Here is a 15,489-nt window from a genome sequence, read left to right as displayed (position 1 = left end):
CTCAGCGTGACCAGCGTTGGCCGGGGCGTCAACCGCGAAGACGCGCCTGGAGGCGCGTTCGGCGTTCCCCGCGCCGATCTTCGGCCAGCGCGAGCGAAAGAGCACGTGGATCGTGCACCAGAACGACGAGGCGTTTGCCGCGGGTGACCGCAGTGTAAAGAAGATTGCGCGATAGCATGACGAAATGCGCGGTGACGAAGGGCAAAACCACCGCCGGATATTCGCTCCCCTGCGATTTGTGGATGCTCACGGCATAGGCCAGCGCAAGCTCGTCGAGATCGCCGACTTCGTACACGACCTTGCGCTCGTCGTCGTAACGGACGGTGAGGGTCTCTTGTTCCGCGTTGACCTCGATGATGATGCCGACGTCGCCATTGTACACTTCGCGGTCGTAGTCATTGCGCAATTGCATGACTTTGTCATGCAACCGGTACGTGCGCGCACCGCGCGTGAGTTGCGGCCCGCTCGGATTGAGCGCCGCCTGCAAGGCCTCGTTCAGGACGATGGTGCCGGCCGCCCCGCGGTGCATCGGCGTGAGCACCTGCACATCGTGGCGCGGGTCCATGCCGAAGCGACGTGGAATGTGCTGGGTGAGCAGCTTGACGATGGTGTCACGCGCAGCCTCCGCCGAGTCGCGCTCGACGAGGAAAAAGTCCGCGTCGGGGCGGTTCGAGGCCACGGGCGGCTCGCCCATGTTGATGCGGTGGGCACTCTGGACGATGAGGCTTTGCTCGGCCTGGCGGAAGATCTGCGTAAGGCGGACGCAGGGCACCGCGCCCGAGGCGATGACGTCGCGCAGGACGGCGCCGGGCCCCACGCTGGGGAGCTGATCGACGTCGCCCACGAGGATCAAGCGCGTGCCGTCGGAGAGCGCCTGCGTGATGGCATCGGCCATGGGCAAATCGATCATCGACGCTTCGTCGACGACGAGCACGTCGCACTCGAGCGGGGTGGCGCGGTTTCGCTTGAACTCGCCGCGCTTCGGTTCGAACTCGAGCAGCCGATGCACCGTCGAAGCGCGCTGGCCCGTGGATTCCGCGAGGCGCTTGGCCGCGCGGCCGGTGGGCGCGCACAGCCGCACCTCGAGTCTCTCGCGTTCGAGGACCGATAGGATCGCGCGCACGATGGTCGTCTTGCCCACGCCGGGGCCTCCGGTGACCACGAGCACGGGGTTTTCGGCCGCACGCGATACGGCATCGCGCTGCTCGGGCGCGAGCTCCACGCCGGCGGTGCGCTCGAACTCGGTCATGGCCTGAGCAGCCCCGCCGAGCTCGCGCGCGCTGGCCCGCGTGAGCTCGAGCAGACGCTGCGCGACGCGCACCTCGGCGGCGTGAATCTTCGTGAGGAACACGAGCGGCTCGCCGTCCGCGAGCTCGGCCACGGCGTAGTGCCCTCGCACCAAGGCCCGAAGCGCCTCGCGCACGTGCTCGGCCAATGCGGCATCGTCGGGGTCGAATCCGAGGAGCTGCATCGCGCGCCCTATGGCGTCGTCCACGGACACGCACGTGTGGCCCGCCTCGAGCGCATCGTTCAGCGTCTGCAGGAGCCCGGCCTGCATCCGTGCGGGCGAGTTGCTCCCCACACCGAGCTCCTGGGCGATGCGATCGGCGGTTTTGAAACCGATGCCCCACACGTCCATGGCGAGGCGGTACGGCTCGGTGGAGACGATGCGCACGGCATCCGCGCCATACCGCTTGTAGATGCGCCCCGCCAAGGCGCCCGATGCACCGTGGGCCTGAAGAAAGACCATGACGTCGCGCACCGCCCGCTGTTCGCGCCAGGCCTTGGCCACGGTTTCCGAGCGCTTTTTTCCAAGACCGTCGACCTCGGCGAGGCGCTCCGGCTCCTCGTCGAGCACGCGCAGGGTATCCATCCCGAACTGGGCAACGATCTTCTTGGCGTACCCCTCGCCGATGCCTTTGATGAGCCCGGAGCCGAGGTAGCGCTCGACGCCGACCAAGGTCGTCGGGAGCATCTCGGTGACGGAAAGCGCACGCAGCTGCTCGCCATGTTTGCGATCGCGTTCGAAGCGGCCGCGCACGCGAACGCGGGTGCCCGCGGTGACCTGCGGAAAGACGCCCACCACGGTCAGCGGCTCGGCGCCTTCCCGCGCGAGCTTGATCACGCGAAAGCCGGATTCGGCGTTCTCGAAGGTGACCCGGTCGATGTCACCCTCGATGGTGACTTCGTCGCCGTCGCGCTTGTCGCCGTACGCGGTCAGCGCCGCGCCACGCGCTCGAAGCGGCATCGTCACGGGTTTCGCCACGCCTTCATCTTCGGCGAAATCGCCCGGCTCTGACGAGACTTCGTCTACGGGGGTGCATTTTTTCAGACTTGGCACTATTTGAGGCGGCGTGGCGCTCGCGACCTATGCTTTGCTCTGTTTCGGGTCGCTCTTTTCCATCGTCGACCCCTTTGCGGCGCTCCCGGTTTTTCTCGCGCTCGTGGGCGCGCAGCCGCCCGAGGCACAGCGCCGTACCGCGCTTCGTGCAGCGGTCACGCTGCTCGTTCTGCTGTTGACGTTCGGGCTCGCCGGGACGCTGATTTTCAAGTTCTTCGGCATCACGCTTTCGGCATTCAAGATTGCCGGCGGCATCGTTCTCTTCGGCCTCGGGCTCGAGATGATGCGCGCCAAGGACTCGGACTTGCGCAGCACGGAAGCGGAGCGCACCGAGGCCGAGACGAAGGAAGACGTGGGGGTCATTCCGTTGGGCATTCCGCTCTTGTCCGGGCCGGGCGCCATCGCCACGACGATGGTCCTCGTCGGCAAAGCCGAAGGCCCCGCGCAGCACGCGGCCATTTTCATGGCCATCGGGGCGGTGGCGCTCATCACCTTTCTGGTGCTTCGCTCGGCCCCCGTGGTGGCCCGCGTGTTGGGGCGCACCGGCATCAATTTGATTGGCCGCATCATGGGACTCATCCTCGCGGCACTGGCCATGCAGTTCATCCTCGACGGGATCCGGGAGGCGTTTCCGAAAATCATCGGGTAGCCGCCCCTATGTGCGGGCGGGCCGTTCGTTCCATGCTCTGTGAATCTCGTGGCGCTGGAACGACTCGACGCGGATCTCTGGAACGAGCTCATCGCCCGCCACGATCGGTCCGTGTTTCTGGCGCTTCTCGCGATGGGCCTGTCGCCCGATCGCGCACGTGATCTCGCCCAGCGCACCTGGCTGACGCTCATGGAGCGGCATCGGGAGGGCAAGCTGACGAGCCTGGAGCTGCCCGGCCTCGCCATTCGACAGGCGCAGTTCCTCGCACGCGACGAGGGGCGGCAGCAGGTGCGGCAGCGGGAATTGCTGCGCGGGTTGGCCGGGCCCGAGGGCTACGAGGACGAGCCGCGCGTTTTGGCCCGCGCGGACGTGCGCACCGTCGAGCGGGCGCTCCGCGCATGCGCACCGGCCGCACGGCGCATCTTTCTCGCCGTCTACGAGGAGCCGACGGCGCCCCATGCCGAGGTGGCTCGGCGCCTGGGGATCTCACTGCAGCATTTGCGACAGACGTTGTGCGACGTACGCCGCGCGCTTCGCACGGCATTGGAGGATGGCCATGACTGAGGCCCACGTCACCGAGGAGGAGCTGATGGACTTCGTCCAGGGCCATCTCGCGCCGGCCGAGGAACGACGCATCGAGCAGCACGCGAACGGATGCATCGCGTGCGCAAAACGGCTTTCCGCGGAGGCGTCCATGGAGCTCGCCATCCAGGACGCGGTCGTGCGGCTGCGCGAGAAGCGAACACGCGGACCCATGCCCTGGCTCGCGGCCGCGGCGCTCGTGGCCGTGGTGGGCGGTGGCGCCATGTGGAAGATCGCGCGCGGACCGGAGGCGATTCGTGCCGAGTCGGAGCTCGGCGGGGCGACCAAGGATCCGTGGCACTTACTCTACACGGCTCCGGACGGGGCAACGAGCTTTGCGACCGAGGTGGATAACACCGTGCTCTTTCGGGGAACGCCGAGCCGATTGCTCCGTTCGACACCGTCCATACCAAGCGACGCGGTGCACCTCTCGCAAAGGTTTCAGGCGACGAAGTACCTGGGCAAGCGCGTGCGCTTTTCGGCGTGGCTTCGCAGCGAGAACGTCACGTACGGCGCCGGCCTCGGTGCTCAAGTGCAAAAGCTGGGCGCCACGTGGAACAAGCCGAAATTTCTCGGCGCGGCGGGTACTCCACCGGAACGTGCGATCGCACGGACCACGGACTGGACACCTTACGAGGTGACGCTCGACATTCCGGCCGACGCGAGCACCATCATGGTCGACGTCGTTCTCGCGGGCGCCGGCAAGGTATGGATCGCCGAGCCGCGGTTCGAAATCGTCGGCCCGTCGCCCGCGCAGCAGACGAGCGTAACGCCAGGCCCGGTGGAACCCGAGCTCCCGAACGAGTTCCGGCCCTAAGGAACGGCGCGCGGATCGCGAAGGATGGCCTCCGTGAAACGCGTGCGCAGGTAGAAGCCGCGCGGAACGGTCGCGATGGGCTCGCCGTCGGGCCCATGCGCCATCGTGCGCGCGCGACCGTTGGCCGCCTTCGGGCGCACCTGGAGCCAGCGGCCCATCCGCGCCGTGAGTTGCTCGATGGCGCCACTGGCGATGACGCCCATCACGTCCTCGAAGTCCGCACGGAAGATCGCGTCTTGTTCGTGCGAAGGGCGCCAGAAGACCGGCTCGAGAACGAGGCGCTCATTCCATGCCGCGTGCTCGCGCGTGAGGATGGGCAACCAGAGCACATGCGACAGCTTCGTGCGCACCCACGAACCACGCCACTCCATGGCGTCTGCGTGCCCCAAAGGAAGCGCGCACACGAAGGTCGACTCACGCGGCCGCCCGCGTTCATCCACCGGCACCGTTTTCAGCTCGATACCGAGATGCGGAAAGTCGAGTAGACTACGGGGATCGCCGTCGGAAGGAGGCCCCGCAACCGGACCGGCACCGAGCGCCCGCTCCACGAGCTCACCCGCTTTTCCTTTGGTGTGCAACGCGGCATGCCCCAACGAGAAACGCAGCTCACGCGCGAGATCGCCCAAGGTGCGCCCCGTCAAACAATGCGCCCGCACACGGAGATCGTGTTCGTCACGAGGGGGCGGCACGGGCGACGGGGGCATGCCGCCGCACTATGGATCAGGCTCCGAGTTCGCGGGCGAGTTAATCGCCCGGACGACCCCAAAGTTGCGGGCGAAACGATAGAAAATCATCGATACCCACCGGTGCCATGCACGACGCGGGTGTCAGAGCACGCGCGATCGAAAAGGGCTCGGCAACTCGAATAACCGGACGGCACAAGAGGTGCACGAAAGCGCGCGCCTTCGCCCAGGCGGCATCTCCCTGTCACTGGCTCTCGAGAACAACGAATGAAACGCACCTTGGCTTCCTTGCAATGGCTTCTTCTCATAAGCGCGACCCTGCCCCTCGCGTCAGGATGCGCCAGCGACGGCGACGAGAGCGCATCCAATCACGACGACTCCGTCAAAACCGGCCAAGGCGAGGGCGCGGGGGACGTCGTGGGTGTGCTTCGAGGTGGTCGAAATGGGTCGTCGATGTATCCGTCCGGGCCGGTGAGCGGGGCGACCATCGTGAGCGGCGAAACCGTGACCACGACGGATGAGCGGGGCCGTTTCGTGTTGCCGAAGGCACCGGCGAAATACGATATTCGTTTCGCGGTCAATGGTAGGGGCGGTGTTTATCAGGGCCTGACCACGCGAAGGCCGACGATTCGGGCCGAGGACAAGGGGAGATTCAACGAAGCCCCCCTTCACGTCGACTATTCGAATGCGACCCAGATTGGTTCGAAACGCGTCACCTTTGCCGTACGAGACGACATCGGCATCGAGCAAGTCGACTCCTGGGTACGGGGAGACAACGCCTTCGATTCGACCCTCTATTGGTCGGGGGCGGACTCCAAACTCACGGGCAAACTCTTGTCGTTCGAATACGATCCTCCAAGAGATGGCGAGCCGCCCTGGTTTTATCTCGGTGTTGCGTCGTCTCCCATGAATGCATCGCCGGGCGAACAGGCCAGCTTCACCCCCGTCTATTCGCCCATCAAGACGCCAAGAGTGGTGACGGCTGTCGCTCGACCTGCAGCGGGAATGACCGTTTACTATGCTTATTTGCTCCTGAGCCTCGACGGGCGTCGCTACGCGCAGATCAACACCTCGTCCCCCGCCACGAAATTCCCTGCCGAGTTCGTCGTGCCGGAGGTTTCGGGAGCCTCGTGGGCGATTCGCTATTATTCCTATGAAACACGGTTCCCCGATTCGGCCGGCGGTGCGCATTCCGGGATGATCGTACCGATTGACGTGGATGGTTCGCTCCCGCCGGTCGATCTGCCGGCCCCTCCAAAGTTCACCTTGCCCCTGGATGGCGCTGCGGATTTCGGGCCTGGCTCCGAAATCGCCTGGCAGGGCGGCCAAGGCGCCTGCACCGTGCGCATATCCAACCTGCCCACTGGGAGCTACATCCAACTGACCACCACCGAATCGCACATCACGATGCCGGACCTTTCGGACGTGGGTTTGCCGCTCGAACGGGGGCAAAAATACAGACTATTTTTGGATTGCGTGCAGCTATCCCATCGCAGCCCAGATGCCGACCCCGTGTTGGATGACAGCGTCCAGCTCGGAACCTACTTGTATAACCGCAATATCTACGTTTCCACCCCTCAATGAAACGAACCGGAGTGAATACGCCATGAAGCGCTCCATGACTTGCTCGCCCCACACATCTTGGACTTTCTTATTTCTGAGCGGGACCATGCTCGCCGTCGCGGGATGCTCCGCCCACGACGACGCCGCCTCCAAGGGCGAGACGCCGGCCCCCGGCAGCTCGTCGAAAGCTTACGCGTACAGCGATGCCCAGCCGATCGAGCCGCCTCCGGGGCCTGACGATGTCGTGGGCCTCGTGCAAGGCCGCATGGGCGGGCCGGTGGGCGGCGTCACCATCGCCATCGGTGGAAACGTCACCACGACCGATGCGTGGGGCCGTTTCGTTTTGCGAAACGCACCGGCCCGATACGACGTTCAGTTGGGCGTCAATGGCCGTGGTCAAGCGTATCGCGGATTGTCGACGCGAAGGCCGACACTCCAAAGTGAGGACAACGGCTGGTTCAATGGCGCACCGAAGAATATCGACTATTCCGGGGCGCTAGCACCAGACTCGAAGATCGTCTCCTTCGAGGTGCAAGATGGCGGGGACACCAGCGTCATCGAAGATGGGCAAGACCGCAACACCGTGATCCGATGGAGCTGGTGGGCAGGTCCGATATCCCCTCTCGCAGGCACGCTCTGGTCATTGGAGTACGAGAAGACGACCGACGGAAGCGCCCCCACACGCTATCTCGGTGTTGCATCGACTCCAATCAAGCTGTCACCAAACCAAGAGGCAACGTTCAAACCCACGTTTTCACCGATCTCGAAAACGAGCACCGTCTCGGGGGTGGCTCGACCGGCGCCGGGGATGACTATCTACGAATCGAATTTGCTCGTTCGATTCGGCGGGCAGTACTCCATCCTCCATGGGGGCTTCCCCGTCCGCACGATCCCGGCAAACTTCGTCGTACCCGAGATTGACGGCGCCTCGTGGGGCATTCGGTATTCCGCGTTCGACACGGGCGCTCCTGGGTCCTACGGTGGAGCGAATTCGAGCATGTCCGTACCGGTTGGCGCAGACGGCTCGATTCCGGACGTCACCCTGCCCTCGGCCCCCAAGATCATTTTGCCAGCCGACGGCGCTACGGATTTCGGCGTGGGCTCCGAGATCGGATGGGAAGGAGGCGAAGGCGCTTGCACCGTCGAGGTGACCTCCACGGACACTTGGAAATCCATTCGGGTGACAACGCTCGAATCTCGCGTCTCGATGCCCGATCTTTCGGCCGTCGGCGTACCTCTCGCGCCACACCAGGTCTTCAAGGTGAACGTGTGGTGCGCGCGCGAGACGAACCGCGCACCGGACGCCGACCCCGTGCTGGATTGGACGTGGCGCACTCTCGGGAGCTTCTCGTATAGCCGCACCATCACGGTCTCGACCCCCTGAGGATCTTATGATTCGCACCTTGACTTCCTTGAGCATCTCGCGATGGGCCCTCTTCATGGGCGGAGCTTCTCTTCTCGTGGCGGGATGCACCGGCCATGACGATGCAAGTTCGAACGGAGGATCGGCGATAACCGGCAAAACGCCGGTCGACACGCCCCAACACACGCCGGATACCGAGCCGCCGCCCCATCCACCCGAGCCGCCCATTCCACCCCCTCCCAATCCACCCGATACCAGCCCGCCCGGTCCGAACGATGTCGTGGGCATCGTTCAAGGCCGCACCGGCGGACCGGTCGTCGGCGTCAAGGTCGCCAGCGGCGGATTCGTCACCAAGAGCGACTCGAAGGGCCGCTTCATCTTGCGAAACGTCCCGCCGAAGTACGATGTGTATTGCGGCATCGATGGCCAGGGCGACGTTTACTCTGGACTGACGACGCGCGCGCCGACGATTCGGCTTCGAGAGGCCAGTGACTACTCCTACCCGGCGCAAATACGCATCGATTATAACCCAAGCCCCTCGCCCCCGGAGATCATCTCGTTCGCGGTGCGCGATGATATTGGCACGGAGAGCCTCGGCATCGGCCCCGGCTATCCGGCGGTCTTTTGGCCGGCGCCGGCCCCCGAGCTCACCGGCCAATTCTTCGCGCTCGAGTACGAGAGACCGGCCATTCGAGGCGGCCCCCCTACACATTATACCGGACTCGCATTCGCCCCCATGCGGCTTCGACGAGGTGGTCAGACGGTATTCCAACCGACCTTTTCGCCCGTCCCGAGCACGATGACCGTAACGGGTGTCGCTCGACCGGCACCGGGCACGACCATCTACGAGACGTTTTTGTATCTTAGCTTCGGCGGAAGCTACGGGAGGGTCAATTCCCAGTATCCGGGTATCACCATGCCTGCGCAATTCGTCGTCCCGGAGGTGCCCGGAGCTTCCTGGGCCATCGAATATTCGGCTTATGAAACCGGAGCGCCCGGCTCGTTCGGCGGCGCCCACTCGAGCATGATCGTCCCCATTTCGGCGGACGGCTCCGTACCTGAAGCCGACGTCCCGGCGCCCGCAAAGATGGTTCTTCCGGCCAGGGATGCCACGAACTTCGATGTGGGCTCCGAAATCGCGTGGGCAAACGGCCAAGGCACGTGCCAGGTCGCCGTCTCACGCAAGGACACCACCGTGTACATCACCACGGTGGAATCCCATATCGTCATGCCCGACCTTGCGGCCGTGGGGGTCCCCTTCGGACGTGGGGAGCGCTACTTCATTTCCGTATGGTGCAACAAACCAGCGAGCCGCACACCGGATACGGACCCGGTGCTGGATCCGTCCGGGCCGCGTCCCGAAAGGTACCTCGGGACGTCCACGTACAGCCGGTCCATCGGCGTGTCTTCCCCCCCTTGACCGCGCTCTTCACGGGCATTTGCTCATCGACGTGATCCAGCCGTCGATGAGCTTCGTGCCCTCCGTGTGGACGACCTGCGTCGCCAACGGTGGCATGCGGATGCCCAGATCCGTCGCGTGCATGCGCAGCGAGATGATCGACTTCGATAGGTCGCCCGGGATGAAGAGCAAAGCGCCTCCGATGCCCAGGTCCCCAGAGAAGGGCTCCGCCCTGCAGAAACCTGCGGCGCCCGCGGTTTGCGAAAAACGGAAGTCCATCGGGCCGACGCCGCCGCCCTCGGGGCGATGGCAGTGGGAGCAGTTGATATGCAAATAGGACCTGGCGCGAAGTTCGATGTTCTCGGTGCCATCGGGACGGGGGTAGCGCGGAAGTGAGGCCATCTGCCCCAGCGGCGCCGTGAACATGCCAATGTGCTCGAGGGTGGCAAGCTGGTTCGCCGTGCGCTGGGTGCTCGGGTAGAACATGTCGCCATTGAGCTGGCCATTCTCGAGTCCCAACGAGCGCCCCGCCGCCGCCGTGTGGCACTGCATGCAATGCGTGCGGCCCGGAATGGTCCACTCCTGCCCCCCAACGGACTTCGTCTTGAGGGACGGCAGCAACGTGGCGTCCGTCTGCGCGTCGTTCCACTCGTAGGTATAGCCGGCCCACTCCCCGTCTTGGTGCCGCACGAACAACCGCGTTTCGACCAACTTGTCGCCCAAGCCGAACTGCTTCATCAGCACGGTGCCATTGGGAAAGTCCCAATCGCCGTCTTGCTGCACCGTAATCTTCGTACCATCGGGAACGGCGAACCAACGCTTTTTGCTCGCTCCATCGGACCAGAGCGGTGCATTGACGTCGAAAGGAATGAGCCCCGGTGCCGGCTCCTTCGGATTCGATGGGTTCACACACCCCGTCGCCGACAATGATTGCGGAAACGGTTGCGAGCCCCCCGGCGCGGGGTCGATTCGGAAAAGCTTCCCGTGCAGATAATCGATGACGTAAAGCTCGCCGTCCGCTCCTTCGGCGAGGGACGAAACGTTGAAGCCGGCCATGGCCAAATCTTCGATGGCCCGCGTCTGCAGGTTCATCCGCATGATGCGGCCCGACGACAAATCGGCAAAGACGTACGATCCCACGAGGAATGGGATGTTCTTTCCGCGGTACACGTACCCGCCAATGATGCCGCGGTCGCCATTGCCATGTTTGTATTCGGCATACGGATCGACCAACCCCGGCTGGGGACAAGGATATCTGCCGGTACAATGCGCACCTTCCATGATGCGCCACCCGTAATTTCCCCCCGGCTCGATCTTGTTGATCTCTTCGTACGTATCGTCGCCGACGTCGCCCGCCCAGAGCACGCCCGTTTCGCGATCGAAACTGAATCGCCACGGATTGCGAAAGCCATGGGCCCACGTTTCCTTGAGATCGCCGTTCGTATCGTGAGCCCACGGATTGTCGTCGGGAATGAGGTACTGCTCCGTATCGGTGGGCTTGATGCGAAGGATCTTGGAGAAGAAGCCCTTCGTATCCTGACCTTTCTCGCCGCTCTCTTCGCCGCCGTCGCCAAAGCCGATGTAGAGGTAACCCTGTTTGTCGAACACCATGGCCGAATTCTTGTGTTCGATCGCGGGTGCATCGAAATCGAGCGGCTTGCCCTCCGGGGACACCAACGTGCGCTCCGTCGAGCGATCCAGCTCGTTCACGTTCTCCTTGCGCTTGATGCGCGTGACCACCGACTTCATGTCCACGGGGCTGGAAGCGCTATGCGTCGTGTAGGAGAGATACGCCGTGCGATTGATGGCGTAATTGGGATCGAAGGCGAATCCCAATAGGCCGCCCTCGTTCGAGGGAAGGCCCGTGGTCACCTCGTTGGACGCGAACCGAATGAAATCTTGTTTGGTTTCGACCTCCGGTCGATTCTCGAATACCTGAATGGACGCGGCCGGCCCGCGATCCATTCCTTGCTCGACCACGTACCACTTGCTCGCATCGTTGGGCGCTTGCACCATCGCCAACGGAAGTTCGAAATCGAGCTCGGGAAATGCCCTGGTGAGCTTGATGCCATTCGCGGGGCGGTCCGGCGCCAGGCACGTCGTATTCGACGGCCGCGCGTCGAGCCCGAAGGGGCCTGGCAGGCCTCCCGCATCGGGCGGCGAAGACGAGGAAGAACTGGAGCATTCGGTGGCGCCCGCGGCCACGAGCAAGATGGCCACGGGTGCTAGGCGCCGGAATGAATGAGTCACATCCGTTGTATACGCGACCTCCGGTCGAGGTGGATATTTACATTAATGCATCCCGGATTTTTCCAGAGCGGAAGCGGTCTCTATCGGCGTGCGCGCCGAAGAAGCCGTGTGGCGAACAACGCCAGCAGCATGATGCCCGTGCCCGTCGTCCAGCTGGAACCGCGCGCCATCGCACATCCACTGCCGGACTGCGCGCCATCCGGAGAGGCTTCGATCGCGCCGCTGCGGAGGGATGTGCGTTTGGCGCGTGGGGCACGCGATGGAGGACAGGCTTGCGCGGGACCTTCTCCCGTGGCCCTGAGCGCGAGGTGGTTTCCGACGGTGCGCTCGCGGCCATCGGTTGGATAATTGAGCACGCCCTCGCCTTCGAGCCACATGGTCGAGGAGCCGCCGCCATCCAAATTGAGCGCATCGTACGCACCGAGATCTTGCATGAGCTCACCCAGCTCCGTGCAGGTCATGCCCACGCGCGTGGTCGCCCGTCCATCGACCACGGCGACGAAAAGCGTGCGTCGATCCTCGGACAAACCGATGGCCGTGCGCGGATTGCGTTTGCACAACGTCGCATGGCCCGATGTATCGGGAATGGTCCCTTCGCTGAGCACCGTGGGCCTTCCGCCCACGACCTCGTGCATCCAGTCCTCCGTCTCCTGGACGGCCCAATCGGGAATGAGCTCCAGACGGTTCTCCCCAATGGCCACTTGGCCCGTGCTCGGATCGTCCGGAATGTCCGAGGGCGGCCACGGCTCGCCATCGCCCACGGCAATTCCTCGCTCCAGGCCAAAGCCGGACACGAAGAAGTCGCCATTGACGGCGGCTTGTGCCTCCACCGAGGCGCCAAAGTCCGAAGTGCGTTGCCCGCGCTCATCGAACTTCGTCGCACGAAACGAAATACCGTCTTCGCAGAGGTCGACCTCCAGCACATTGATATTTTGATTCGGATTCTCCGTCACCCGATGCAAGTGGCGAACGCCAGGAAACGGATCCGTCCAGGTGTCTTCCGCAAGAGCGGTCCCAGCCGACGTGAGGGCGACACCGACGAGGGCGGGGATGATGAGGTTTTTCACGGTACACCTCCCTGTGAAGGGGCCCGATAATAGGGCATGCGCAGAGCGGCGGTGTTGGCGGCGATGATCCTTTTTGCATCGTGCCGGCGCACACCCGCACCCCAAGGTGCACCGCCGGAGGTCGCGCACGATGCGGTGGCGGAAACGCCCATGGATGCGGCCGCGGATGCGCCCAAAGACATGAACGACGCGGGCGCGCCGAGCGATGCGGAAGACGCCAGCGTTGGCGCATCGGATCCCATGCTGCTCCATCGCGAGACGCAGGACGAGCTGCTCGCCTTGTTCGACATCCGTAACCTCACGCCCGCGGAAAAGCGGCACATTCAGCCCGATCGCTTTCTGCGCAGCGAGATCGGCACCGACGGCCCGAGCCGAATGAACCAGGGCAACAAGGCCATTGCGAGCCATCTCATTTCGCGCGAGCAGTGCCTCGAGGGCCTTCGCGGCGTCACCGTTCAAACCGCGGAGCAGCGCGAGATGTGCGGCGCGGAAAACATGGTGCCTATTTGGAAAAAGGGAAAAGCACCTTGGTTCTGCATCGACGTCTTCGAGTTTCCGAACAAGGCATGCGAGCTGCCCTTCGTGTGGGCGCCCCCGACCTCGGCCAAGAAGGTATGCGAGCTGCAGGGCAAGCGCCTGTGCTCGGACATCGAATGGAACATGGCCTGCCGCGGCGATCCCGAGGGCGGTGAGGACTGGCGCTACGCCTATGGATCCAAGCTGGATCTCGAGGTGTGCAACACCGACAAGGGCCATATCCGCACCTGCATCGTGCGCGATTCCAAAACGGCATGGGCCACGTGCGCGACGGAGACGGAGCCATCGGGCTCGTACCCGCGTTGCCGTTCACGCTTCGGGGTCTTCGACCAACACGGCAACGTGGCCGAGATCATGATGCGCCGTCGAGGCGACGAGGTGGTCACGCAACTCAAAGGGAGCGCCTGGTACTACAACGAGCTCGCGAAGGAGCCGGGCGAGCCCACCCCCGCCTCCACGCCGAACAAACAGGGCGCCTACCCGGACCATTGCAACTTCGACCCGCGCTGGCACGTGGAGCCCATCGACAGCGCGTACCACGTGAATTACCACCTCGGGTTTCGCTGCTGCAAAAGCGTTACTCCAAGTAAGTCTGCAAAAGAGCGGCACGGCGGGTGAGATCGTCGGCCTCGCGGTGCTCGGGGTCGAAGAGGAAGCGGGAAAGCTTCGCCGTGCCCTGACGAAGGGGCGAAATGTGGAATCGCCCATCGAGTGTCGCGTTTTCCTGACCATGGCAACCGTCGCAGGTGCCGGCGGCAAACGCGTGGCGCAGCGGCTCGTCGATGCCAGGCAGGGTCCATGGGCCGGGTCCGAGTTCGATGCGCTCGGCCAACATGGCCTGGGGAAGTTCGTAGCGATCTTCCAGAATGGCCTCGCGGTGCGAGGAGACGAAGTCGCGCAGGGCCGCGCTTCCGTCCATCGAATGCGCGGGCGTGCGCCGCAAACCGGCCGGAATCAAGCGAAGGCGCGCGGACGACGGGTCGAGGTGGAGCTCTCGCACCACCGGCGGATCGGAGCGAGCGTCATGGATGCGCACCTGCGCGAGGTGCTCGGGGCGCGCGAAATCATCGACGAGTGCCGTAAGGCTTTTCATGTACTCTGCATCGAATGACGGGTGCGCACCGAGGGCATGCCACCGCACGGCCCAGTCTTTCCGCTCGCCGGGCAGGCGGAACTCGAGAATGAGCGTGATGGGGCCATCGGCCGTGCCAAAGACGAGGCGGCCTTCGCCGGCGCCGGGGGTCTGCTCGGACAGATCGATGCGATTGGCCACGGCCATCGGGCGCATGGTTCCCGGCAGCGCATCGTCGGGCTCCAGGCCGAGACGGGCCATCACGTGCTCGAAGGCGAACGAGGGATGGGCCATCACGGCCTCGTCCACGACGAGTAGCTCTTTGAATGGATCCACCGGCGGCTTGTCGCCCTCGGTGATGGGGCCGCAAGCGGCGGCCACGAGCGCGAGCACGCGAAGCGCCTTCACAGGGACCGCACGACGCCAAGGGTGAACGCGAAGGGCGGCCCGCCGATCCACTCGGGCCCCGCGGGGCGGATGCCGCGCAGGATGAGCATCGCGTCGGCAAACACGGCGGTGCGGTCGAACACCGAGATGGCACCGCCTGCGCCCACGGTGTTCCAGATACCCCATGGGGTATCCCGCTCCACGACGCGTCGGTTGTTGTACGTGACGACCATCTCGCCACGCTCGTCGCGCGAGGGAAAGCCCACCGCCGCAATCGCCCCCGCGCCGACGTGCGCATAGAGCGACTCGCCAAAGCGTCGCTCGAGGCGAAGGCCGGGCTGGGCGAGGAACCACGGTGGGCCGCTCCCGAAAAAGCCTTCACCCGTGGGGTAATAAATGAGCGGGGTGACCAGCGACACGCGCGTGCCCGACGCATCGAGCGGAAGCCCGACGCGTGGACGCAGCCCGGCACCGAATACGAACGGCGTGATGCCGACGATGGCACCTACGGCAAACCCGTCCGATGGGGCATAGGCCAACTCGCCCATGCCGACGAAGGGAACCCCGGTGGCCACGCCCACCGATCCCTGGTGGGCCCCCGGGAAGATCGGGTCGGCTCCGAAGGCGCGACCCGCTGTCAAAAGCGATAAAAGCGAAATGGAAACGATAAGGAACCGCATGCGTCCTTGCCGGAGCACGCGTCATTCCATGCGATAAATGCCGATCATTCCGCGATACGATTGTGCAATATGCTTCACAAGCGGCACCAATCTGCACAA

13 protein-coding genes are annotated in these 15,489 nt (G+C 64.4%); 7 read left to right on the top strand and 6 right to left on the bottom strand.

Going from position 1 to position 15,489, the window contains the following annotated elements:
• Window positions 1-28: 28 nt before the first annotated feature.
• Window positions 29-2,266, bottom strand: a complete 2,238-nt coding sequence (locus LZC95_52510; protein WXA95033.1) for an ATP-dependent RecD-like DNA helicase — start codon at window positions 2,264-2,266, stop codon at window positions 29-31.
• Window positions 2,267-2,354: 88 nt separating this feature from the next.
• Between LZC95_52510 and LZC95_52505 the strand changes: the two genes are divergently transcribed.
• From LZC95_52505 to LZC95_52495, 3 genes are read left to right on the top strand one after another with little or no spacing between them, the layout of a single operon-like run.
• Window positions 2,355-2,990, top strand: coding sequence for a MarC family protein (locus LZC95_52505; GenBank protein ID WXA95032.1), 636 nt, complete (start codon window positions 2,355-2,357; stop codon window positions 2,988-2,990).
• Between the two features lie 48 nt (window positions 2,991-3,038).
• Complete coding sequence (locus LZC95_52500) at window positions 3,039-3,554, top strand: sigma-70 family RNA polymerase sigma factor (GenBank protein ID WXA95031.1); 516 nt, start codon at window positions 3,039-3,041, stop codon at window positions 3,552-3,554.
• Complete coding sequence (locus LZC95_52495) at window positions 3,547-4,389, top strand: hypothetical protein (GenBank protein ID WXA95030.1); 843 nt, start codon at window positions 3,547-3,549, stop codon at window positions 4,387-4,389. The genes LZC95_52500 and LZC95_52495 overlap by 8 nt, the downstream gene beginning before the upstream one ends.
• Here the strand turns inward: LZC95_52495 and LZC95_52490 are convergent.
• A complete protein-coding gene (locus tag LZC95_52490; protein WXA95029.1) occupies window positions 4,386-5,093 on the bottom strand; it encodes a DNA mismatch repair protein MutH in 708 nt (235 codons plus the stop codon). The two genes, LZC95_52495 and LZC95_52490, sit on opposite strands and share 4 nt — an antisense overlap.
• Window positions 5,094-5,339: 246 nt before the next feature.
• On the opposite strand from LZC95_52490, the gene LZC95_52485 reads away from it, so the two are divergent.
• From LZC95_52485 to LZC95_52475, 3 genes are all read left to right on the top strand, one after another.
• Window positions 5,340-6,656 (top strand): hypothetical protein, encoded by a 1,317-nt coding sequence (locus LZC95_52485; GenBank protein WXA95028.1) that lies wholly within the window; start codon window positions 5,340-5,342, stop codon window positions 6,654-6,656.
• A gap of 85 nt (window positions 6,657-6,741) precedes the next feature.
• Window positions 6,742-8,019, top strand: a complete 1,278-nt coding sequence (locus LZC95_52480) for a hypothetical protein (protein WXA95027.1) — start codon at window positions 6,742-6,744, stop codon at window positions 8,017-8,019.
• A 28-nt stretch (window positions 8,020-8,047) separates the two neighbouring features.
• Complete coding sequence (locus LZC95_52475) at window positions 8,048-9,418, top strand: carboxypeptidase-like regulatory domain-containing protein (GenBank protein WXA95026.1); 1,371 nt, start codon at window positions 8,048-8,050, stop codon at window positions 9,416-9,418.
• Between the two features lie 9 nt (window positions 9,419-9,427).
• Here LZC95_52475 and LZC95_52470 read toward each other — a convergent pair whose 3' ends face one another.
• Complete coding sequence (locus LZC95_52470; protein ID WXA95025.1) at window positions 9,428-11,617, bottom strand: PQQ-dependent sugar dehydrogenase; 2,190 nt, start codon at window positions 11,615-11,617, stop codon at window positions 9,428-9,430.
• 110 nt (window positions 11,618-11,727) lie between these two features.
• Window positions 11,728-12,714: a phosphodiester glycosidase family protein gene (locus LZC95_52465; GenBank protein ID WXA95024.1), complete on the bottom strand. Its 987-nt coding sequence runs from the start codon at window positions 12,712-12,714 to the stop codon at window positions 11,728-11,730.
• Between the two features lie 36 nt (window positions 12,715-12,750).
• Here LZC95_52465 and LZC95_52460 point away from each other — a divergent pair, with 36 nt between their 5' ends.
• Entirely contained in the window at window positions 12,751-13,869 is a 1,119-nt protein-coding gene (locus LZC95_52460) for a formylglycine-generating enzyme family protein (GenBank protein WXA95023.1), read from the top strand.
• Here the strand turns inward: LZC95_52460 and LZC95_52455 are convergent.
• Entirely contained in the window at window positions 13,829-14,731 is a 903-nt protein-coding gene (locus LZC95_52455; GenBank protein WXA95022.1) for a hypothetical protein, read from the bottom strand. The two genes, LZC95_52460 and LZC95_52455, sit on opposite strands and share 41 nt — an antisense overlap.
• Window positions 14,728-15,390, bottom strand: a complete 663-nt coding sequence (locus tag LZC95_52450; protein WXA95021.1) for a hypothetical protein — start codon at window positions 15,388-15,390, stop codon at window positions 14,728-14,730. Before LZC95_52450 ends, LZC95_52455 begins: the two co-directional genes overlap by 4 nt.
• Between the last annotated feature and the right edge of the window lie 99 nt (window positions 15,391-15,489).

This window comes from Sorangiineae bacterium MSr12523 (assembly GCA_037157775.1).
In the GTDB taxonomy this organism is placed as follows: domain Bacteria; phylum Myxococcota_A; class Polyangia; order Polyangiales; family Polyangiaceae; genus Pendulispora; species Pendulispora brunnea.
This window is presented reverse-complemented; position numbering and strand designations above follow the sequence as displayed.